Below are 22520 nucleotides of genomic sequence, written 5' to 3'. Positions count from 1 at the left end.
CGCCGCCCCACACGCATCCCGCCTAGCCGCGCGCTCGACTCAACGCGCGCTCAGTCGCCGCGCCAACCGCTCCAACTTCACCATCAGGAGTAATGTGAGCACCACCAGTACGATGGTTAATGCGGCACCGTCGGCAATATTCCCGCGATCGGTCAGGCTAAAGATCGCCACCGGCAGCGTGGCCCATCCCGGCGGATAGATCATCATCGTCGCGCCCAACTCCCCCATCGAAAGCGACAGGCTCAACGCTAGCGCAGACAGCATCCAGGGCGCTAACAACGGTAGGGTGACATGACGCAGACAATAACCGGGCGTCGCCCCCAGACTCGAGGCCACATGCTCCAAGTCTGGCGCCAAGCGAGCCAATCCCGTCGTCACATTGCTAAAGGTGAAGGCCGAGATCAGCACGAAGTGGGCCGCCAACACGATCCACAGCGTACCATTCATCTGTAACGGCCCTTGGCTAAAGGCCACCAAGATCCCCAGCCCCACGGAGACGGAGGGAATGGCGCTCGGGAGATAGAAGAGCAAGCTCAGCCAACGCTGAGTCCTGGCGCCGTAACGTCGCAGCGCCAGCGCCGCCCAGACGCCGCATAGCAGGGCAAACAGGCTGGCGCCAAAGCCGACCGTCAGGCTGGCGAGTAACGCCTGCCAGGCCGCGCCGCTGAGGGCATTCACATAATGTTGCAGCGTGAATCCGCTGGGCAGAATGCCATTCCACTGTTGACTCAGGCTAGACATCAGGATCACCGCCAGCGGTAGCAAGAAGAGCAAGCCAAATAGCGTCGTCGCCAGCGCCCCGGCCACGGCGCGCCCCTTACGTGACCAAATCAGCATGCCTGACTCCTTACGCCACTGTGTGCCGTCGCCAGGCGATACAAGGCAAACAAGCCCAACGACAACACGATATTCATCAAGGCGATCATACAGGCGACGGCATAGTCGGACTCTAAGATCGCCTTGCTATAGACCATCATCGGTAGCGTGTTCACCCCCTTGGCGCCGATGAACAACACGATTCCGAACTCATTGGTGGTCAACAGCAAGCACAGGCTGCCACCCGCCAGCAAGGCCGGCTTCGCCGCCGGGAAGATCACCTGTGCAATCACGCGCGCCGGGCGGGCGCCGAGGATACTGGCGGCCTCCAACTGGCTGTGATCGATCTGGCGCAGGGCGGCGATCAGCGGACGCATCACCAGCGGCGTAAATACCGTGATCTCCGCCAGGATCACCCCCTGGATGGAGTAGAGGAAGTCCAACGGCGGCAGCGCCAAATCGAATAACTGCATCAGCAGACCATTGAACAACCCCGCCGAGCCATAGATAAAGGTGAACGCCAGGGTGATCAAGAAGGTCGGTAAGGCAATGAAGGTCTCCACCACCCGACCGATCAGGCCACTCGCCGGGAAAGGAATAAAGACCAAGATCAGCGCCAACACACTCCCCAGCAACAGACAGCCCGCCGTGGCGCACAGCGCGATCGTCAACGTATTGAACAACGCCGCGATGAAGCGCTTCGACGCCAGTACTTGCCAGAAGGTCTCCAGAGAGAGCTGCCCGGCGCCGTCACGTAGCGCCTGCTCGCCGATCAACAATAGTGGGTAGCAGAATAATATCAGCAGCACCAAGAGCGGTGGTAACAGCCAGAGTACCTGACGCTGCGTTAACGCCGGTTTTGCCCAGTTCATCGATAACTGCATCATGACTCCTCGATCAGGACCGCATCATCGGCTTCAAACCACAGCGCCAAGGCGTCCCCCGGACGGAGCGCCGGATCCCATCGCGTCATCACGACACGGAGCGTCTCACCGGCCACATCGCACAACAGATGGGTCAGATCCCCCTGCCAATGCCAGGAGCGCAGGGTCGCATTCAGACGATGACTCTGCGCACTCTGGGGCGTCAGGGTGATATGCTGTGGACGCAGGCACAACAAGGTGTGCTGACCATGTAATCCGCCACGGCTGAAGGCGCTGACCACCGTTCCGCCACAACTCACGCTCTGCTGGCCGGGTCCATGACGTCTGCCCAACGCCGTTGCCGTCAGCAGATTGGCGCGGCCAAGAAACTCGGCGGCGAAGCGGTTAGGCGGATGGTGATACAGGGCGCGTGTCTCGCCATGGGCGATCAGACTGCCCTCCTTCATGATGCCGATCTTATCCGCCAGGGTGAGCGCCTCGGTCTGATCATGCGTGACATACAGGATGGTCAACTCGGGGAGTTCGCGATGCAGACGGGCGATCTCCTCCACCATCGTGTGGCGGATCTGGGCATCCAACGCCGAGAGCGGCTCATCCAGCAACAGGACTCGGGGGCGAACGGCGATGGCGCGAGCGATGGCCACCCGCTGCTGCTGGCCGCCAGAGAGTTGGTGCGGGTAACGGTTAACATAGTCGCTCATGCCGACGATCTTCAGCGCCTCCTCGACACGCGCCGCGATCAGCGGCTTGGCTTGCTTCTGGGCACGCAGGCCGAAGGCGACGTTATCCCCGACTCGTAGGTGCGGAAATAGGGCATAATTCTGTACCACCATCGCCAAGCCACGCTGATAAGGCGGCAGGTGTGTCACCTCGCTGTCGCCGATGAGAATACGGCCAGCGGCGGGTTGAACGAAACCGGCCAAGGCACGCAGTACCGTCGTCTTCCCGGATCCCGACGGCCCGATCAACGCCAACACCTCGCCCGGCTCGATGGTGAGTGAGAGCGGTTTTAAGACCACATTACCGTGATAAGCCACGCGCAGCGCATCAAATTCGATACGGGACGATCCCTGCAGTGCCGCGCGCGGCGATGTCGTCGATTTCATTAACATGGCGGCTTACTCGCTATCGGTAACGCGGTGCCAACGGGCGATGTCGGCCGACAGCGAGAGGGCGACCTCATCCCAGTCCGGCTGCCAACTTTTCACCCCGGCCAGGGTAGCCTTGGCCGTTTGGTAGTTGGCGTCTTGCGGCGTCACATCATCGCGTACCGGCATCCCCCAGGAGAGCGCGCTGACACGCTGTTGCGCCTCCTGGCTCAACAGGAAGTCGATCAGTCGCTTCCCGTTCTCACTCTGCGGCGCACCCTGTACCAGCGCGATCACATAGGGAATGGCCAACGCGCTACGTTCGCCCTGGGCATCGGCCGGCCAGAAGATCCGGACGTTGGGATTACGCGCCATCTGCGCTAGGTTCATCTGCAAGTCGCCATTGGCCACATACAGCTCGCCCTTATTCACCAGCGCGGTCAACTTGCCCGTCGAGGCGGAGGGCCCGACGTTGTTGGCCTGCAACTGCGCCAGATAGGCGTAGCCCGCCTCCTTGCCAGCGAAACTGTGAAAGACCTGCAACATGACGGCCGTGCCATCGGCGGCCTGTCCCGGCGTCGAGTATTGCAGCTTATTCTTAAAGCGCGCATCCAGCAGATCCTGCCAGCTGGCTGGCGGGGTTTTCAGTCGCTTGTCATTGTAGATAAAGCTCAGGTAGTTCTTCACCAAGGGGGTGTAGTAGTCGGTGCTACCAGGGATCTGATCGGCCGCGGCGGGGCGAAAGGCGGCCAGCAGCTTTTCCGCCGCGGCACGCTGAATAAACGGCGGCGCGGTCACTAACACGTCGGCCTGTGGATTAGTCCGCTCCTTGGCCAGCCGCTCGACGACCACGCCTCCCCCGCCCTCCACATAGCGTACCGTGATACCCGTCGCCTGGGTGAAGGCGGCGAATTGCGCCTGATACCAACTGTTGTTGCCATCGTGCAGCCCATCGATCGAGTAGAGGGTGACGATCGGCGCGGCCCAAATCGGGGCGCTGCCCAGCGCGACGGCAGACAGCAGAGCGAGTGTGGAAAGTTTCATCGTAGTAGCCTCATGGGGACGTTACAGTTTTCTGGCCTATACCAGTTTTACCCATTACGCTAAACGGCTTTTATGACAATAGGATGAATCGACGAGGAAACGAGAACGGGATAGCCGGAAAAGACGCCGGCGAGAGGGAGCCGCTGGCCGAACAATCCATACCGACACGCTGCCTTAGCCAACGGCTGATGCCTAAGGCAGTCGGCAGTCGGCAGTCGGCAGTCGGCAGTCGGCAGTCGGCAGTCGCATGATGCCAGCGTGATACTCCCCAACCAGAGCCGCGCAAAGCGCCCCGCACGCAGCCGTAACGACGCGAAGCCGCGCCAATTAGTGCGTATCGACCTCGATACGCAGGCTATCATGACGCCAATACTCGATGTCGAGATCGAGCACCCGCCCATACTGATCGTAGTTGAGGCGGCGTAGCAACAGCGCTGGGCGCCCCTCCATCACCCCCAAGGCCTGCGCGGCGGGACGCGGCATCGCGCTGGGATAGAAAGAGAGGTGCATGCTGGCATAACACAGTTGGTAATGGCGCTGATACACCTCCGTCAGGCTGCCATTCAGATCGTGGCGCAGCAACTCCGGCACCCGCGCTGGCAGGCAGTGGTTCTCGCAGTAACAGATCGCGCGATCATCGGCATAACGCACGCGCTTGAGTAGATAGATCTGATCGCAGGGTTGCAGCTGCAAAGGTGTCATCGCCTCCAGCGGCACGGCAAGTAACTCCCCGCTCAGTAGCCGGGTCTGTGCGACCCGCCCCTGCTCACGACACAACTGATGGAAGTTGGTGTTCTGCGTCGGATCGAGCCACAGGCGCTGTGGCGTCACAAACCAACCGCGCCGATCGGCGCGATAAATGATGCCGCCCGCCTCCAACTGCGCCAGGCTCTCGCGGATGGTGATGCGTGTGGTATTGAAGCGCGCACAGAGCTCGCGCTCAGAGGGCAACTTATCGCCACATTTCAACGCCCCACTCTCGATATGCGCCTGGAGTTGCGCCTTGATGGAAAGGTATTGCGGGATGTCACCAGAGATCGCTTTCATGCTCGTTCACCGTCACGGTTGTCTGGCGATATTATACAGAGATTGATGAATTTTTTGTTGCAAACCGATTTTCCCTTTGACCCGGAGTGGGCCATGTCGCCATGATAACCCTAATCTGGTATAGACCAATGGTGAAATCATGACTGCTCGTAATACCCTACTGCTCACGCCCGGCCCGCTGACCACCTCATCCAGCGTAAAGCGTGCGATGCTCTTCGATAGCTGTACCTGGGATGATGACTACAACCATGGCGTGGTCGAACCGATCCGCCGTCACCTCACCGCCCTGGCGACCCCTGCCGCCGACTATACCGCCGTCCTGTTGCAAGGCAGCGGCAGCTATGCCGTCGAGGCGGTGCTCGGCAGCGCGCTCGGCCCACAAGGTAAGGTATTGATCATCAATAACGGCGCCTACGGCGCGCGCATGGCCGAGATGGCGACCCTGATGGGCATCGCCCACCAGGTCTACGACTGCGGCGAGCTCGCCCGCCCCGATCTGGCCGAGCTGGCGGCATACTTACAGGCCGATCCGACCATCAGCCACCTCGCGATGGTGCACTGTGAAACCACCACCGGGATGCTGAACCCGATCCGCGAGGTGGGCGAACTGGCGCGCCGCCACGCCAAGATCTACCTGGTCGATGCCATGAGTAGCTTCGGCGGCATTCCACTGGATATGGCCGAGTTGGGCATCGACTTTCTGATTAGCTCGGCCAACAAATGTATCCAAGGGGTGCCCGGCTTCGCCTTCGTCATTGCCCAGCGCGAACGCCTGGCGGCCTGCGCCGGTCGCTCACGTTCGCTGTCGTTGGATCTCTACGCCCAATGGCGCTGCATGGAGGATCACGGCGGCAAGTGGCGCTTCACCTCGCCGACCCATACCGTGCTGGCTTTCGCCCAGGCGCTGCGGGAACTGGAGGCGGAGGGTGGCATCGAGGCACGCCACCAGCGCTATCACACGAATCAGCGCCGCCTGGTCGCCGGCATGCGTCGGCTCGGCTTCCAGCCGCTGTTGGACGACGAGCTACACTCGCCGATCATCACCGCGTTTTATTCACCCAGCAGCCCACACTACCGTTTCGCGGACTTTTACCAGCGTCTTAAACAGCAGGGCTTTATCATCTATCCCGGCAAGGTATCGCAGAGCGACTGCTTCCGCATCGGCAACATCGGTGAGGTCTACCCCGCCGACATCGACGCCCTGCTCCAGGCCATTCAACAAGCCATCTATTGGCAACAGTAAGGACACACCATGCAACGTATTCAGGCCGTTATTCTCGATTGGGCAGGGACTACCGTCGACTTTGGTTCTTTCGCCCCGACCCAGATCTTCGTCGAGGCGTTTCGTCAGGCATTCGACATCGAACTGACCCTGGCTGAGGCTCGGGTGCCGATGGGACTGGGCAAGTGGCAACACATCGAGGCGTTGGGGCGCTTGCCCAGTGTCGATGCCCGCTGGCAAGCCAAATTTGGCCGGGCGATGCGTGCCGACGATATCGATGCGATCTACAACGCTTTCATGCCATTACAGATCGCCAAGGTCGTCGATTTCGCCACGCCAATTAGCGGCGTCGTCGAGACCATCGCCACCCTACGCGCCAATGGGATCAAGATCGGCTCCTGCTCCGGCTACCCCCGCGCGGTGATGGAGCGCCTGGTCGTAGCCGCCGCCCATCAGGGCTATGCACCGGACAACTGGGTCGCAACCGATGACCTCGCCGCCGGCGGCCGTCCCGGCCCCTGGATGGCGCTGCAGAATGTCATCACCTTGGGCATCGACGCCGTCGCGCATTGCGTCAAAGTCGACGATGCCGTCCCGGGGATCCTTGAGGGACTCAACGCCGGGATGTGGAGCGTCGGCCTGGCGATCTCCGGCAACGAGTTTGGCGCCACCTGGGAGGCGTACCACGCCATGGCGGATGACGAAAAGGCGCGCCGCCGCACCCTGGCCGCCGAGAAGCTGTACGCCGCGGGCGCGCACTATGTGGTCGACACCCTGGCGGATCTGCCGGCGGTGATCGCCCAGATCGATCGGCGCCTGGCGCGTGGCGAACGTCCCTAAGCCCCCACCCCGCCCGGCCTCTGCGCCGGGCCTCCTCAGCCGGTAAGCCATGCTCACCCACTGCCACCTTCGCCGTATCCTACCCGGCACCAGCGAGCCGGCGGGTACGGAAGACGCTGGGGGAGCACCCCGCCAGGCGACTGAAGAAGCGGGTGAAGTAGGCGGGATCTTTAAAGCCTAACTGGTAAGCAATCTGATGTACCGAGCGGTCACTAAATAACAGCAGACGCTTCGCCTCGCGTAATTGCCGTTCGAAGATCAATCGCTTCGGCGAACGATTGGTGAAACGGCGGCACATATCAGCCAGGCGTGACTCGGTGATCCCCAGTTGGCGCGCATACTCGGCCACCGGCAGATGCTCGGGGTAACGCGTATCGATCAATTGGTTGAAACGACGAAAACGCTGGATCTCCCCACGCATGACACACAGGTTGCGTTCGCCCAACGGTACGTTGCGCAGCAGCAGCGTAAAGGCCGCCTGCGCTAGCAACGCCAAGGTATGCTCATAACCCGCCAACTGCGCTGTCGCCTCGCGTTGAATCAACGCCCAATAATGATTAAGCGTCGCTAGCTCCTGGGGCTTATCCGCTAACGACAGGCAAACCCCGGGGATATCCAGCCACGCCTCACGCCCTCCTTGATAAGGGTAGAGACTCTCAAGCAACGGCCAGATCAACTCTTGACGCACCGTCAACACATGCCCCTCGCTATCCGGCTCGGTAAAGAAGGCATGTGGCGTCGAAGGCGGCGTCAGCACGAACAACGGCGCCTGTAGCGCATAGCGTTGATCGTCGAGAAACAACTCAATTTGCCCGGTATTCAACACATGCATTTGGAAGAAGTGATCGTGGCGATGGACATGCATATCACGGCCAAAGAATGCTGCCAGACGCGAGAACGATTGATAATAGACGCCTTCCGCCCCCTGTGCCTCATGATAATCGTGGGCCAGATCGAGATTGGCGACAACCGGTTCGTTCATCGTGATAACCCTCCAGGCAAGAACAAACGGGCCCGACTCGGCCCGTGACACTTAGGGCGTAGCGCGAGGACGTGAAGCCTGCATCGGGATCCACCACACCAGAAGGGCACCAACGACCAACAACCCAGCGACAAAGTAGAGGCCAGAGTTGAAGCTCCCCGTCTGATCCTTCAGCCAACCGATCAGCAGCGGACTGATACCGGAACCGATATTGCCCACGGCGTTGATCACGGCGATCCCCACCGCCCGTGCACGCAGACTGATCGACTGATCCGGCGTGGTCCAGAAGATGGCCATCGCCGTGAACGACCCCACGGAGGCCATGATGATGCCGATCAACTGCAACAGGCTATGCTGGGTCGCCGAAGCCAACAGCCAGCCGACGGCGGCGAACAGGTAAGGCAGGCAGGTGTGCAGCTTGCGCTCCTGGAGACGATCGGAGCGGCGGCTCCACCATACCATGCCGGCGATGGTACAGACCTGGGGGATGGCCGCCAACAGGCCGATGACAATGTTACTGCTGCCCTGATTGAAGCTCTGCAGGATCTGCGGCGTCCAGATGTTAACCGCACTCAGGGTGTTGGTCAGGCAAAAGTAAGCCAAGGTATACATGACCACCACCGGGGTGAAGATCTCACGCCACAGGCTGCGCCGTTGCAATGCACGGTGACTCACGCCCCCTTCCGGCTGCACCAGCTCCAGCTTATCCTCCTCCATCATCGCTTGCAGAGTCTGCTTATCGCTCGTCGTCAACCACTTGGCCTTAGCCGGCGTATCATCCAAATAGAACCAGACGACGACCCCCAGCAACACCGAGGGGAATCCCTCCAACAGGAATAGCCATTGCCACCCCTTCAGGTCCAAGATGCCATCCAGCGCCATGATATAGCCGGACGCCGCCGAGCCTAGCGCCATGGTGACGGGCATCGCCACCATAAATAGCGCGTTGGCCCGAGCGCGAAAATAGGCGGGGAACCAATAAGTAAGATAGACCAGCACCCCGGGCAGGAAGCCCGCCTCAGCAATACCGACGATCATTCGCAACACATACAGACTCGTGGGACCGGTCGCAAACATGGTCGCTGTCGAGGCGATGCCCCAACAGACCATGATGGTAGCGATCCAGCGCCGCGCCCCGACGATCCCCAGCATGATATTGCTGGGAATACCGAAGATGACATAAGTGGCATAGAACAGCGTCGTCGCCAGACCAAACATGGTCGCGCTCAACCCGAGATCCCGCCCCATGGTGAGGCCCGCGAAGCCGATGTTAATACGATCGAGAAAGGAGGCGACAAACAACACGAACAGAAACACGATCAGGCGGCGGAATAGCTTATTAATAACAGCCTGTTGTTGTGCATTGAGTTGCTTATGACGCTCGGCGGGATTAGCCGAACTATTCCCTATGGTCGGTGACTCGCTCATCGTGCTGCCCTCAAGTGATTGCCCATTATGGTCGGTATTGCGCCGTGACTCAGTACACACCCGGCGCCGTCTGTGGCCTGGTAGTGCCGAAGCGGGCGGCTAACGCCTCGGCGGCTCGCGCTAAAAGTGTGGTATCGACCCCCACCGCCACAAATAACGCCCCGAGTTCCAGGTAACGTTGCGCCATCTCCGGCTGCGCCATCAAAATGCCGGGGGCCTTACCCGCCGCCTTGATTTGGGCGATCGCCTGCTCGATCGCCGCCTGAACGGTCGGATGCGTCGGCTGGCCGGCCAAGCCCATATCGGCGCTCAGATCCGCCGGGCCGATGAACACGCCGTCCACCCCCTCCACCGCGAGGATCTGCGGGAGATTACCCAGCGCCGTGCGGGTCTCGACCTGTATCAACACACATACCTCATCGTCGGCGCGTTGCAGATAGTCGTCGATCCGGTTCCAGCGTGAGGCTCGCGCCAGGGCACTCCCCACCCCACGGATCCCCTGAGGCGGATAACGCGTAGCGCGTACCGCCGCCTGCGCCTGTGCCGCGTCTTGTACCATCGGGATCAACACGCTCTGTGCGCCGATGTCTAGCAACTGTTTAATCTGCACGGCATCGTTCCAAGCGCTACGTACAACCGGATGACTAGGGTAAGGGGCAATGGCTTGCAACTGTCCGAGGATAGTCTGGACATTATTCGGCGCATGTTCGCCGTCGATCAGGAGCCAATCGAAACCACTCCCCGCTAACAGTTCGGCGCTATAGGGGCTACACAGACCCAGCCAGAGGCCAATCTGCGCGCGCCCATCCCGTAGTGCCTGCTTAAAGGTGTTATGTAATACGGCGTGGTTCATTTTCTCTCCTTAGACAAACCGACAACTGATGGCGCCCAGCGGGCCATAGTCGACATGGAAGGTATCCCCCTGACGTGCCGCCACCGGGCGGGTAAAGGAGCCGGCCAGAATGATCTGCCCCGCCTCCAGCTGCACCTGGTAAGGGGCGAGTCTATTCGCCAACCAGGCCACGCCATTGGCCGGATGATTCAACACGGCGGCGGCGACCCCGGACTCCTCAATCACCCCGTTGCGATACAACAACGCACTGATCCAACGTAGATCTAAGGCCTCTGGCTTGATGGGACGCCCGCCCAAGATCACCCCGGCGTTCGCGGCATTGTCCGCGATGGTGTCGAAGACCTTGCGCGGCCGACCACTCTGGTGATCGACGTTATGGCTGCGCGCGTCGATCAACTCCAAGGCAGGGATGACGTAATCCGTGGCGTTATATACGTCGAACAGGGTACAGTTCGGGCCACGTAACGGCTTCGCCAGAATAAAGGCCAACTCGACCTCGATACGGGGCACGATGAAGCGATCCGTCGAGATCTCTCCCCCGTCGGCAAACAGCATGTCGTCGAGTAACGCGCCATAATCCGGCTCCGTAATCTGCGAGCTGATCTGCATCGCTCGCGACGTTAGGCCGATCTTATGGCCCACCAAACGGCGCCCGGCGGCGATCTTCTGCGCCACCCAGGCACGCTGGATGGCGTAAGCATCCTCAAGCGTGATCTGTGGATACTCCAAGGAGAGCGCCCGGATCTGTACACGGCTCTGTTCCGCCTGATCCAGGCGACGAGCGAGGCTCTCGATGAGCGAGTGAGCTAACATCAATTCGTTCCCTTATCGTCAAGTCCACCGAAGCAGAGGTACTTCACTTCGAGATAATCCTCGATACCATAGCGCGACCCTTCACGCCCTAACCCGGACTGCTTGATGCCGCCAAACGGCGCCAACTCATTGGAGATCAGCCCCTCATTAATGCCGACCATGCCGCACTCCAACGCCTCCGCCACCCGGTAGATCCGACCGATGTCACGCGCATAGAAGTAGGCTGCCAGCCCCGATTCAGTCTGATTGGCCAGTCGGATGGCCCCCTGTTCATCGTGAAATTTGATCAGCGGAGCGACGGGGCCGAAAGCCTCCTCATGGGCGATACGCATCGACTCATCAACGTCACGCAGAATGGTCGGCTGGAAGAACAGACCGCCCAAGGAATGCGGCGCGCCGCCGCTCACCAGGGTTGCGCCCCGTGCCAGAGCGTCGTCGATCAACGCCTGGACTTTATCCAGCGCCGCCTGATTGATCAGCGGCCCCTGCTGCGCGCGGGGATCGCTGGCTGGCCCGACCCGCAGCGTCGCGACCACCTCGGCGAAACGGGTGACGAAGCGTTCATAGATCCCGGCCTGTACCAGGATGCGGTTGGCACAGACGCAGGTCTGACCGCTGTTACGAAACTTCGCCGACAGAGCCCCCTGAACCGCGGCCTCCAGATCGGCGTCGTCGAATACGATAAAGGGAGCATTGCCGCCCAGCTCCAGAGAGAGTTTCTTCACCGTCGCCGCGCTTTGCGCCATCAGCTGCTTGCCGATGCGAGTTGAGCCGGTAAACGACAGCTTGCGCACCAGCGGGCTCTGGGTCATACAGGTGCCGATGGCCGCCGCATCCAGCCCCGGCACGATATTCAACACCCCCGCCGGCAGTCCCGCCGCCTCCGCCAACGCCGCCAGTGCCAGCGCCGACAGCGGCGTCTCCGGCGCTGGCTTTAGCACCACACAGCAACCGGCGGCCAGCGCCGGTGCAACCTTGCGGGTGATCATGGCGTTGGGGAAATTCCATGGCGTGATCGCCGCAACCACGCCGATCGGTTGCTTGATGGTACTGATACGCTGACCGGGAAGCGGACTGGGGATCGTCTCCCCATAAGTGCGCTTCCCCTCCTCGGCAAACCACTCGATAAAGCTGGCACCATAGGCGATCTCCGCCAACGCCTCGGCGTGCGGCTTGCCCTGCTCCCGGCTGAGTAACTGCGCCAGCGCCTGGCGATGCCCCCCGATCAGATCGTACCAACGCCGCAGGATTAACCCACGCTGCTTGGCCGTCTGGGCGCGCCAGGCGGGAAGCGCCCGTTGAGCGGCCCGGATTGCCTGTTGGCAGGCCTCTGCGCCCATATCGCTGACGCGTGCAATGCACGCACCACTGGCCGGATCGGTTACCGCAAAGGTGGCACCGTCGGCGGCATCGAGCCAGCGGCCATCGATGTAGGCCTGGTGGCGCAACAGCACCACGGGTTTACTTCTCATGATTTCTCTCTCCGGGTAACAGGCAGTACAGATGACGCGGGACGCGTTGCACGGCCAGCCGCTGACTTAACCAGCTCAGCGCAGCGCACAGCGCCATCAGCAATGTCATGGTGAACGGGGTATCATCCTGTAGGGCTGACAGCAGCAGGCTGGCGCCAGCCCCCAACGCGAACTGGCACGAAACCGCCAAGGCCGTCGCACTGCCCGCCTGCTCCGCGCGCGGTAACAATAGTTGCGACAGACTATTAGCACCGATAGCATTCACCAGCGATATATACAGCATCACCAAGGGCGCGATCAGCGCCACCCCCTGGCGGTAGCTGGCCAGCAGTAGCAGGCCGAAGATCACCTGAGCACCACTCTGCCAAGACAGCAGGCGTGCCAGGCTGTAGTGACGCAGTAGGCGCACATTGAGCAGCAGCAACAGGATCATCCCCAGCACATTGCCCGCGAACAGCAGGCCATAGGCGTGGGGAGACAGTTGGAAATAACGGATATAGACGAACGGTGAGGCGCTGATAAAGGCGAACATCCCGGCGAAGGAGAACGACAACGTGCCGATGGCCGCCATCGCCCGACGATCGCGCAGTAGCAGACCATAGTGATGAAACGCTACCCACAGGCCGCCCGACGAAGGCGACGCGCTCGTGGGCAATGTCTCCGGCAACAGTCGCCACACCAACAGCCCGCTGAGGCAGCCACAGAGCGTGAGTAACCCAAAGATGGCCTGCCAGTCGAACCAGGTCAGCAGCGCGCCGCCTAACAGCGGCGCCAGCAAGGGTGCCGCCATAGTCACCAGCGTCATCAACGACAACACCCGCGGTAAGACCTGGGCGTGATAGACATCACGAGCGATCGCCCGAGCCATCACCACCGCGGCGCCGCTCCCAAACGCTTGCAGGACGCGCAATGCCACCAGTTGCCATACATTACTCACCTGAGTACAGAGCAGACTCGCGCAGGCGAATAGCAACAAACCGCTCAGTAACAACCGGCGCCGACCGAGGCGATCGCTCAACGGCCCATAGAGCAACATCCCGATACACAGACCGAGAAAAAACGCGCTCAGTGTCAGCTGCATCTGCCCGGTCGTCGCCTGTAGGCGTTGCGCCATGGCGGGCAAGGCCGGCAGATACATGTCGATAGACAGGGGGCCGAACGCCACCAGCGATCCCAGCAGCGGGATCAGCCAGCGGGGCGGACGCTGAACGAAGGCCGAGCTCATGCTACGCATGCCTAGGATCTCGCCACATCCGCAAACAACGCGTGTACGTTGTTTTGCTTGTAACTCAACTCTGCTGGCAACACCTCAATCACCAACGAAAGGGCCAGGTAACGCTGCGCCATCAGGGGGGCGAAGTGCTGCTGGATCAAGGCGAAGAGTTGCTCTCCCACCTGCTGTTGGCACGCCAAGCTGCGTCCGGCGCCGATCTTCAACGTCATATGCACGAAGGCATAATCGTGACGCCCATCGGCCATCTGCCAGGTATCCAGCCAGATGGCGCGGCTACGGATCCCCGCCAGGGGGAAGAGTCCGGTTCCAAAGAGAAATGCATTGACCTGGGCAAACAGCGCCGGCAGATCGGCCTCGCGACGAATATTGTCGCTACACTCAGCGTAGAAATGGGGCATATCGACTCCTCGCGGACTAGGCAGCCACCGCCGGCAACGGGAATACCGCATTCACTTGGCCGGTACCTGAACTGGCGAATAACTCAGTGACGAACTCGACCTGTCCGTCATACCGATCCCAGCCTAATAGGCCAAGCAACATCACCGTGTCATGCATGTTGCCCTCGCCGAAACAGTAGTGGGCATACTCCGGCAACATGGCGCAAAACTCGTCGAAACGCCCCTCTTTCCACAATTTGACCACCCGTTCATCCATCTGACGATCGAACTCACGGGTATAACTGTGCATTCCTTGTTCGGCCCGTTGATCATCAATAAAACGGTGTGATAACGAACCGCTCGCCAGCACCGCTACCTTACCGGCGTACTGTTCGATGGCTTTGGCGATCGCCTCGCCCATCTTGCGACTGTCGGCGAAGTCATGGACGGTACAAAAGGCGGAGATGGAGATCACCTTAAAGTGACGATCGGCATTCATATAGCGCATCGGCACCAGCGTGCCGTACTCCAGCGCCAGGCTGGCGATATTGTGGGCCTGGGCACGAACGCCGAGACGACACGCCTCGTCGGCAATCAGTTGGCCCAGTTCGGGGTTACCGTCATACTCATAGGGCATATCGCGAATAAAATGCGGCAGCTCATGGCTGGTATAGACCCCAGAGAAGTGGGCGCTACAATTGATGTGGTAGGCGCTGTTGACCAGCCAGTGGGTATCGAACACGATGATGGTGTCGACGCCCAACTCGCGGCAACGGCGGCCGATCTCTTTATGCCCCTCGATCGCCGCCTGACGACACCCCTGGTGTTTTCCCGGCAATTCCGACAGGTACATTGACGGCACGTGGGTGATCTTGGCGGCTAACGCTAACTGTCCCATATGATTTCTCCTGAAAGTACGGTGCGTATGTAGTTGTGATAGAACGCATTGCTCCCGGTTGATGAAGGACGCCGCCCGCTACGCCCTTCCCAGGCAACACACCCGTCGGCGAGCGAGTGACGCCAGCAACGCCCCTCGTCGACCGACAACGACGTCACCTCTCATACTCCCCAACGCGGAATCGGATGATCCCCGAGAGAGAGACAGACGTTCTTCATTTCGGCGAACACCTCGAAGCTGTACTCCCCACCTTCACGCCCAGTACCGGAGGCCTTTACCCCGCCGAAAGGTTGGCGTAGATCGCGCACATTCTGGGTATTGATGAACACCATGCCCGCCTCTATGCTGCGTGCTAGGCGATGAGCCTTGCCGATATCCTGGGTCCAGATGTAAGAGGCCAGGCCATACTCGACAGCGTTGGCCAGACGCAATCCCTCCGCCTCGTCTTTAAACGGCAGCAGGCAAGCTACCGGTCCGAAGATCTCCTCCTGAGCGACTCGCATGCGATTGTCGACATCGGCCAACACCGTCGGGCGCAAGAAGTTGCCCTGACGCAGATGCGCGGGTAAATCACTGGGCTTCTCCGGTCCCCCGGCCAACAGCGTGGCCCCCTCTTCGATGCCAAGACGGATATAACCGGAGACCTTCTCCCAATGCTGGCGACTGATCAGTGCGCCGACCTGTGTCTGCGGATCTCGTGGATCACCGACCCGCAAGCGGTTGGCACGCTCGGCGAAACGCCGAACGAACTCCGGGTAGATCTGCTGCTGGATGAAGATGCGTGAACCCGCGGTGCAACGCTCACCGTTGATGGAGAAGATGGTGAATAACGCGGCATCCAGCGCACGCTCGATATCGGCGTCAGCAAAGATCAACACCGGTGACTTTCCCCCCAACTCCATGGAGTACTTCTTCAGGCCAGCACTCCTCATGATGGCACGCCCGGTGGCGGTGCCGCCGGTGAAGGAGATGGCGCGCACATCGGGATGACGCACCAAGGCATCGCCCGCCGTGGCGCCATACCCCTGAACCACATTCAAGACGCCGGCAGGAATACCCGCCTCCAGCGCCAACGCCCCGAGACGATCGGCACTCAACGGTGACAACTCAGACATCTTCAATACCGCGGTATTACCCAATGCCAGACAAGGCGCGACCTTCCAGGTCGCCGTCATAAACGGCACGTTCCATGGCGACACCAACGCGCACACGCCGACCGGCTGAACCAAGGTGTAATTCAGCATCTGGTCGTCGACGGGATAGGTACGGCCATTCATCTGCTGACAGATCTCGGCGAAGAAATCGAAGTTATGCGAGGCGCGTGGGATCAAGACGTTTTTGGTCTGCTGGATCGGTAAACCCGTATCGCGCGTCTCCAGCTCGGCGATCGCCGCTACCTCTTGATCGATCAATGATCCGAGACGCCGCATCAGACGGGCACGCTGCTTCATCGGCAGATTGGCCCACTTGGGGAAGGCCTGTTTAGCGGCGGCGACAGCCTGCGCAATCTCGGTCTGATCACCCGCGGCCACTTCCGCCAAGACGTCGCCCGTCGCCGGATCGAGGGTCGTGAAGTAATCCTGACCAGCGACATTCTTACCGTTAATCCAATGGTTAATACGTTTCATCCTGCGATCTCCTTGTACTCGGCCTCACTGACGATACGGTTACTCAAACGCGCAACGCCCTCCACCTCGACCACCACCTCGTCACCGGGCCGGACATCGGCCAATCCCTTCGGCGTACCCGTGGCGATCATGTCACCGGGTTGCAGGGTGATAAATTCACTCAGGTAAGCGATCAGGTAGGGAATGGAGAAAATCATGTCGCCCGTGTTGCCACGTTGACGCAACTCACCGTTAACCCAGGTGCTGAGCGTCAGGTTATGAGGATCGGGCACCGCCTCGCGCGCCACGATCCAAGGGCCGATCGGCGTCAAGGTATCGCGACTCTTCACGCGTAGATTCGGGCGATAGTAGTTCTCGAGATAATCGCGTACGGCGTAGTCGTTACACACGGTGTAACCCGCGACATACTCCATCGCCTGTGCCGCTGAAACGCGGCACGCGCGTCGGCCGATCACCACCACCAACTCCGCCTCATAGTGCATGTAGTCCAGATTATCTGGTCGTACAGACACCTGGTTATGACCGGTCAACGTATTCGCCGCCTTGATGAATACCAGCGGTTCCTCCGGTGCCTGGAATGCCAGTTCGCTAGCATGGTCGGCATAGTTAAGCCCTAATGCGAATAACGTGCCGCCGGTCACGGGCGGCAGCCACTGCACCTGCTCGGCGCCGAGGGTGGTCCCGTCCGCCAACACTACGCGCTGCTGTTGGTCCACGCGGACTGACAAAATCTCGCCTTGATACTGAATACGCGCCTGCCTCATGCCGCATCTCCCTGTGTGACCACGAGATTCTCCAACGTGGGAAAGCCGGCCGCCCGTACGCTGACGCGATCGCCGGGTTTAATGGTCACCCGCTGTTGGGGTGTACCAAGTAGGATCACATCGCCGGGTTGCAAGGTAGCAAAGTCACTCAATGCACTCAGCAACTGCGGCGCGGAACGCAGCAGATCGGCCGTCGACCAACGGTCAACCTCAACATCATTGATTGCAGTAATGATCGTCAACGTCGCTATTTGCTCGGCAGGCAGTACCACCCAGTCACCCAGCGGACAGAAACCATCACGACATTTAGCCTTGATGGCGGGCCGATAGAAGCTGGATTCCGGCAAGCTGACCTCATTGGCGAGGGCAAAGCCTGCGATAAATTCTGCCGCCTGCTGCACACTGACCTGATGTGCTCGCCGCCCCACCACCAGCGCCAACGTAGCGCCGCTTAACACCTGTTCACCGGCAGGATGTGGGATCGCCGCGCCACTGGGGATGACCGTGTTACGAGGTTTAATAAACCACACCGGCGTCTTAGGTGGCTCCTGATAGGGGGGCGAGTGAAACTGTGCATCCCAGGCAGCCAGTTGACTGCGATGGTTCAGGGCGACAGCAAAGACGGTGCCTTCCATTCCTCTCTCCTTTAGCTTGCACATAACGGGGCGTGACAGGCTTATTGTTAACATATTAATGAAATCCTTTTACACGCTGTACGCGTTTTAAACAACCGCCACGCGCAAAACTGTGATCTCGATAACATTGTATTTACATTTTATTAAATTAATTCTTTGTTATCATGCAGATAGATATATCTTCACAGTGTTTTAGTGCATCGTTATTAACTTAATATTAACCAATGCGCGCAGCATTAATTTCATTAACCTATTAACGATCATGGGTGGTGAGGAATGGCGGGCATCGAGAGAGTGACTAGGCTACAATCGGAAGAAGGCTGAGGGGTATATGGCGACCGGTAGGCGCCTAACGAACGATTGAATGGATTGAAGAACTATGCATGAGTCACTGACCATCGCTCTGTTACAGGCACGCGAAAGCGCGATGGGTTTCTTCCGCCCGATATTGAAACGCTACAACTTAACCGAGCAGCAGTGGCGTGTGATCCGTGTCTTGGCTGGGAATCATTCTGTCGATTTCCATCAATTGGCCAGCCAAGCTTGTATATTACGTCCCAGTTTGACCGGGATCCTGTCACGGATGGAGCGGGACGGGCTGATCTTTCGCCTGAAACCTGTCAACGATCAGCGCAAGTTATATGTCTCCCTCAGCCAGCAGGGACAGACGTTGTATGAGCAGGCTCGCGCGCAGATTGAGGCGGAATACCAAGCCATCGAACGCGCCTTCTCCAGCGAAAAAATGGCGCAACTGACAACGTTGCTGGAAGCGTTTATTGCCCTGGGCACGCGCCAGCAGACGGGACAAGAGAAAATATCCGACGATACTCCTCACCTTGAACCCCAAGATTGAGACGACCTCCCCATACGGCGGCGATATAACGGAAACGGTCAGACGTCCGCCGTCCCTCCGCCGCCACGAACAATCACACCAAAAAAATAACATACTATTAACAGTGTCGTGGCGAGCACCTTGCCTATCACTTCACGCCCTCAGGTAAATAACCCGTTGCAGCAGAATTCCCCATCATGATCACACTTCTATCGCTGCTAGGGAAAAGTACAAGTTTTTACCTGAATTTTACATTTCATTAAACTTATTACTCCCCATAATCGGTAACCGTGCCCCATCGACACGGATGAACGCATAGGCTTACCCGGCCTATCGCCGACGCCACGCGACTGCATAGCACGCTTACTCAATCAAAGGAGCCTGAGCGATGATGACCACCGACAACCCCATGCTGGACAAGTTACGTCCGATTTTGCCGCAGATTGCTGCCAATGCCACGCTAGCTGAGCGCGAACGCCGTGTCCCGGCAGAGAACATCGCCTTGCTAAAAGGCATCGGTATGCATCGCATGTTCCAACCCAAGACCTATGGCGGCCTGGAGATGTCGCTACCGCAGTTCACCGACTGCGTCGCCGCGCTGGCAGGCGCCTGCGGTGGCACGGCTTGGGCCTTCAGTTTGCTCTGTACCCATAGCCATCAATTAGCAATGTTTTCCCAACGCTTACAGGATGAAATCTGGGGCACCAATCCCGATGCCACCGCCAGTAGCAGCATCGCCCCATTCGGTCGCATAGAAGAGGGCGACGGCGGCGTCTATCTCAGCGGTGAAATGGGCTGGAGCAGCGGCTGCGACCACGCCGACTGGGCGATCGTGGGTTTCAATCGTATCGATGCCATGGGCGAGAAAATCTACTGTTTCGGCGTGATCCCTCGTCAGGAGTACCAGATCCGCGATGACTGGTACGCCAGCGGCATGAGCGGCAGCGGATCGAAGACGCTGATCATCGAAAACACGTTTATTCCCGAGCACCGTATCGAGATCGCGAAGAACATGATGGAGGGACGCTCGCGCGGCTTTGGGCTCTATCCGGAGAGTGACCTCTACTATGCCCCCTATCGCCCCTACTTCGCCTGTGGCTTCGCCGCCATCGGCTTAGGGATCGCCGAACGCATGCTCGTTGCCTTTAAAGAGAAGACCCAGAATCGCGTACGCGCCTACACCGGCGCCCGTGTCGGCACCGCCACACCGGCCTTGATGCGCCTGGCTGAATCGACTCATCAGGTCGCCGCCGCTCGCGCCTTCCTGGAGAAGACCTGGCAGGAGCACGCCGCATTTGGCCGTCAGCATCGCTATCCGACCCGCTCCGAGTTAGCCTTCTGGCGCACCAATCAGGCCTATGCGGTGAAGATGTGTATCGCCGCCGTGGATCGCTTATTCTGCGCCGCCGGCGCCACCAGCTGGTTGAGTGATAACGAAATGCAACGCCTGTTCCGCGACGCCCACATGACCGGTGCCCACGCCTACACCGATTACGATGTCTGCGCCCAGATCCTGGGGCGTGAACTGATGGGGCTAGACCCCGATCCCAGCATGGTTTAACCACCGAGGATGTTGTGATGATGCAGACTACAGGGAATTGCCTCGACCCACGCGCCTTGCGTCAGGTGCTGGGAAACTTTGCCACCGGCGTAACCGTAATCACCACCGCCGGCCTCGACGGCGTCGATGTCGGCATGACGGTCAACAGCTTTAACTCCGTTTCACTCGATCCCCCCTTGATCTTATGGAGCATCGATAAGCGTGCTGGCAGCTATCCACACTTCGCTCAGGCCAGCCACTTCGCCGTGAATATTCTCGCCGCCGATCAGATCGCGCTTTCCAACCGCTTTGCGCGCCCGGCAGAAAATAAGTTCGCGGGACTGGAATATGCACGCGGCATCGCCGATATACCGTTACTGCATGACTGCGCCGCCCGTTTCCAGTGCGAAAAGTACCAACAGATCGATGCCGGTGATCACTGGATCTTGATTGGCAAGGTCGTCACCTTCGACGACTTCGGGCGCGCTCCACTGCTGTACTGCCAAGGCGCTTATTCGCTGGTGCTGCCCTATCCGCGCTCCGTCGAGGAATCCCCGGCACCCGGCGCGGAGTCGATGCCGCTCGAGGACAACATCTACTATCTCCTCACCCAGGCCCTACGCAGTTACCAAACCTACTACCAACCGCACCAATATGCCTGTGGGCTACGCATCAGCGAGGCACGCATGTTGCTGGTTCTGGATAGTACTCATAAGATGTCACTGGATCAGTTATTGCACGAAGTCGCAATGCCAGCACAGGCGATCAACGAGGCGGAGGAGGTGCTACGCCGCAAGGGGCTGGTGACAACGCGCGATGGGGATTATCACCTAACGTCGGCCGGCATGGCGCAAGCCGCGCTGTTGCGTGACGTCGCTCAGCAACGCCAACAACAGGTATTGGCCGATTTCAGCTCCGAAGAAATCTCGCTGGTAAAGCAAGTCCTACGCGCTCTGCCGCATGCCTGCCGAGCACTGCACGCTGGCTCGACCTAAGTCGCTTACGCGTTCGGCCTGCCACGCCGAACGCGCTTACGCTCACCAGACCCTCGCCTCTTCCTTCATGTTGCCCTCCTCGATGGCGTCATCCCCACCAAATTGAGCAATCGCTCAACAAATGATTGACTTTGAGCGATCGCTCAAGTAATTTTCACCCGCTCAGCCTAGAGGCAACTGCGAGGAAATCCCATGACGCCGCCGACTCACGCTCCTCATGCCGCGCGCGGTGTGCTCCCCCACGCCTCGCCCAGCGCACGCCACACGTTGCTGAGCATCGCCCGCCGTAACCCGCTCGCCCTGCTCGTCACGTTCGCCCTGATCACCCTAGAAAATCTGCTGTTGGTGACCTATCCACTCTTCGCCGGTTTTGCCATCGATGCCATCATCCAGGGCGAGGGGCTCAAGGCGTCCAGTTACGCACTGATCATTCTGCTCTTCTGGCTGATCGGCGCACTGCGCCGATCCGTGGATACCCGTACCTTCACCCGGCTCTCTAGCACACTGGCCGTATCGGTCATCCTCGCCCAACGCCAGCGACGGGAGACGCCCTCCACTATCATCGCCCGGGTCACCCTCGCGCGCGAATTCATCGACTTCTTCGAACGCCATCTCCCCTTGCTGATGACCAGCCTGATCGCGCTCATCGGTGCGGTGACGATACTGTTGGCGCTCGAATTCTGGCTCGGACTGGCCAGCCTAGGGGTGATGATGCTCGGATTCTTGCTGCTACCCGCCTACGCACAAGGCAATCAACGCCTGCATCGGCGCCTACACGATCGCTTGGAGCGCGAAGCCGGGCTCATCGGCGGCCCCTCCCCCCACGGACTCACGCGCCACTACCAGATCCTGGCGCGGCTGCGGGTGGCTATCTCGGATCGCGAGTCGCTGGCCTACCTCATCGTCGGCATCGGCGCGGCCCTGCTCTTTCTCCTCGCGATCGCCTTACTGAGCCGCCAATCCCAAATCGCGGCGGGCCATGTTTATGCCGTCATGACCTACCTGTGGAATTTCGTCAACAGCCTGGATGAAAGCCCAACCCTCACCGATCAGCTGGCACGCTTGCGTGATATCGCGCAACGCGTCGCCGCGGAATAACTATACTTAAGCGCGCGTGCCCCTTTGGTG

The 22520-nt window shown here is 59.8% G+C and carries 22 protein-coding genes; 6 read left to right on the top strand and 16 right to left on the bottom strand.

Annotated elements, in window-relative coordinates; translation table 11 throughout:
- Positions 1-39: 39 nt before the first annotated feature.
- The 5 genes from phnV to phnR form a co-directional block, all read right to left on the bottom strand.
- Positions 40-837, bottom strand: coding sequence for a 2-aminoethylphosphonate ABC transport system, membrane component PhnV (gene phnV, locus DCL27_RS07355; RefSeq protein ID WP_228594491.1), 798 nt, complete (start codon positions 835-837; stop codon positions 40-42).
- A complete protein-coding gene (gene phnU, locus DCL27_RS07350) occupies positions 831-1700 on the bottom strand; it encodes a 2-aminoethylphosphonate ABC transporter permease subunit (protein WP_035598079.1) in 870 nt (289 codons plus the stop codon). The genes phnV and phnU overlap by 7 nt, the downstream gene beginning before the upstream one ends.
- Positions 1700-2812, bottom strand: coding sequence for a 2-aminoethylphosphonate ABC transport system ATP-binding subunit PhnT (gene phnT, locus DCL27_RS07345; protein WP_035598082.1), 1113 nt, complete (start codon positions 2810-2812; stop codon positions 1700-1702). Before phnT ends, phnU begins: the two co-directional genes overlap by 1 nt.
- Before the next feature lie 6 nt (positions 2813-2818).
- Entirely contained in the window at positions 2819-3832 is a 1014-nt protein-coding gene (phnS, locus tag DCL27_RS07340; RefSeq protein WP_035598085.1) for a 2-aminoethylphosphonate ABC transporter substrate-binding protein, read from the bottom strand.
- A gap of 327 nt (positions 3833-4159) precedes the next feature.
- Positions 4160-4879, bottom strand: coding sequence for a phosphonate utilization transcriptional regulator PhnR (gene phnR, locus DCL27_RS07335; protein ID WP_035599264.1), 720 nt, complete (start codon positions 4877-4879; stop codon positions 4160-4162).
- Between the two features lie 139 nt (positions 4880-5018).
- Between phnR and phnW the strand changes: the two genes are divergently transcribed.
- Entirely contained in the window at positions 5019-6122 is a 1104-nt protein-coding gene (gene phnW / locus DCL27_RS07330; RefSeq protein ID WP_035599267.1) for a 2-aminoethylphosphonate--pyruvate transaminase, read from the top strand.
- Positions 6123-6131: 9 nt separating this feature from the next.
- Positions 6132-6941, top strand: coding sequence for a phosphonoacetaldehyde hydrolase (phnX, locus tag DCL27_RS07325; RefSeq protein ID WP_035599269.1), 810 nt, complete (start codon positions 6132-6134; stop codon positions 6939-6941).
- A gap of 79 nt (positions 6942-7020) precedes the next feature.
- Here the strand turns inward: phnX and hpaA are convergent, their stop codons facing one another.
- The 11 genes from hpaA to DCL27_RS07270 all read right to left on the bottom strand — a co-directional run bounded on the left by hpaA (position 7021) and on the right by DCL27_RS07270 (position 18025).
- Positions 7021-7923: a 4-hydroxyphenylacetate catabolism regulatory protein HpaA gene (gene hpaA, locus DCL27_RS07320; RefSeq protein ID WP_035599271.1), complete on the bottom strand. Its 903-nt coding sequence runs from the start codon at positions 7921-7923 to the stop codon at positions 7021-7023.
- 51 nt (positions 7924-7974) lie between these two features.
- On the bottom strand, positions 7975-9351 hold the full coding sequence (hpaX, locus tag DCL27_RS07315) for a 4-hydroxyphenylacetate permease (RefSeq protein ID WP_035599273.1): 1377 nt from the start codon (positions 9349-9351) through the stop codon (positions 7975-7977).
- 49 nt (positions 9352-9400) lie between these two features.
- Positions 9401-10204: a 4-hydroxy-2-oxoheptanedioate aldolase gene (hpaI, locus tag DCL27_RS07310; RefSeq protein ID WP_035599275.1), complete on the bottom strand. Its 804-nt coding sequence runs from the start codon at positions 10202-10204 to the stop codon at positions 9401-9403.
- Positions 10205-10213: 9 nt separating this feature from the next.
- The gene (gene hpaH / locus DCL27_RS07305) at positions 10214-11017 is read right to left on the bottom strand and encodes a 2-oxo-hept-4-ene-1,7-dioate hydratase (protein ID WP_035599277.1); all 804 of its coding nucleotides are present in this window, start codon (positions 11015-11017) and stop codon (positions 10214-10216) included.
- The gene (locus DCL27_RS07300) at positions 11017-12489 is read right to left on the bottom strand and encodes an NAD-dependent succinate-semialdehyde dehydrogenase (protein ID WP_035599280.1); all 1473 of its coding nucleotides are present in this window, start codon (positions 12487-12489) and stop codon (positions 11017-11019) included. The genes hpaH and DCL27_RS07300 overlap by 1 nt, the downstream gene beginning before the upstream one ends.
- Positions 12479-13714, bottom strand: coding sequence for a multidrug effflux MFS transporter (locus DCL27_RS07295; RefSeq protein WP_005286767.1), 1236 nt, complete (start codon positions 13712-13714; stop codon positions 12479-12481). The genes DCL27_RS07300 and DCL27_RS07295 overlap by 11 nt, the downstream gene beginning before the upstream one ends.
- Positions 13715-13725: 11 nt before the next feature.
- A complete protein-coding gene (locus DCL27_RS07290) occupies positions 13726-14121 on the bottom strand; it encodes a 5-carboxymethyl-2-hydroxymuconate Delta-isomerase (RefSeq protein ID WP_034164359.1) in 396 nt (131 codons plus the stop codon).
- A 16-nt stretch (positions 14122-14137) separates the two neighbouring features.
- Entirely contained in the window at positions 14138-14998 is an 861-nt protein-coding gene (gene hpaD, locus DCL27_RS07285; protein WP_005286776.1) for a 3,4-dihydroxyphenylacetate 2,3-dioxygenase, read from the bottom strand.
- Positions 14999-15159: 161 nt separating this feature from the next.
- Entirely contained in the window at positions 15160-16626 is a 1467-nt protein-coding gene (hpaE, locus tag DCL27_RS07280; protein ID WP_005286779.1) for a 5-carboxymethyl-2-hydroxymuconate semialdehyde dehydrogenase, read from the bottom strand.
- Positions 16623-17390 (bottom strand): fumarylacetoacetate hydrolase family protein, encoded by a 768-nt coding sequence (locus DCL27_RS07275; protein ID WP_005294045.1) that lies wholly within the window; start codon positions 17388-17390, stop codon positions 16623-16625. Before DCL27_RS07275 ends, hpaE begins: the two co-directional genes overlap by 4 nt.
- Entirely contained in the window at positions 17387-18025 is a 639-nt protein-coding gene (locus DCL27_RS07270; RefSeq protein ID WP_035599286.1) for a fumarylacetoacetate hydrolase family protein, read from the bottom strand. Before DCL27_RS07270 ends, DCL27_RS07275 begins: the two co-directional genes overlap by 4 nt.
- Positions 18026-18404: 379 nt before the next feature.
- On the opposite strand from DCL27_RS07270, the gene hpaR reads away from it, so the two are divergent.
- The 4 genes from hpaR to DCL27_RS07250 all read left to right on the top strand — a co-directional run bounded on the left by hpaR (position 18405) and on the right by DCL27_RS07250 (position 22490).
- Positions 18405-18878: a homoprotocatechuate degradation operon regulator HpaR gene (hpaR, locus tag DCL27_RS07265; protein ID WP_005286786.1), complete on the top strand. Its 474-nt coding sequence runs from the start codon at positions 18405-18407 to the stop codon at positions 18876-18878.
- 367 nt (positions 18879-19245) lie between these two features.
- Complete coding sequence (locus tag DCL27_RS07260) at positions 19246-20418, top strand: p-hydroxyphenylacetate 3-hydroxylase oxygenase component (RefSeq protein WP_005286792.1); 1173 nt, start codon at positions 19246-19248, stop codon at positions 20416-20418.
- Positions 20419-20435: 17 nt separating this feature from the next.
- Positions 20436-21392 carry a p-hydroxyphenylacetate 3-hydroxylase reductase component gene (locus DCL27_RS07255; protein ID WP_080582843.1) on the top strand — a complete coding sequence of 319 codons (957 nt, stop codon included), beginning with the start codon at positions 20436-20438 and terminating at the stop codon, positions 21390-21392.
- 192 nt (positions 21393-21584) lie between these two features.
- Positions 21585-22490: an ABC transporter six-transmembrane domain-containing protein gene (locus DCL27_RS07250; RefSeq protein WP_035599289.1), complete on the top strand. Its 906-nt coding sequence runs from the start codon at positions 21585-21587 to the stop codon at positions 22488-22490.
- Positions 22491-22520: the final 30 nt, after the last annotated feature.

Origin of the sequence: Edwardsiella tarda ATCC 15947 = NBRC 105688, from assembly GCF_003113495.2 — a bacterium.
GTDB lineage: Bacteria > Pseudomonadota > Gammaproteobacteria > Enterobacterales > Enterobacteriaceae > Edwardsiella > Edwardsiella tarda.
The sequence above is the reverse complement of the archived record's forward strand: the minus strand, read 5'-3'. Positions and strand labels throughout refer to the sequence as shown.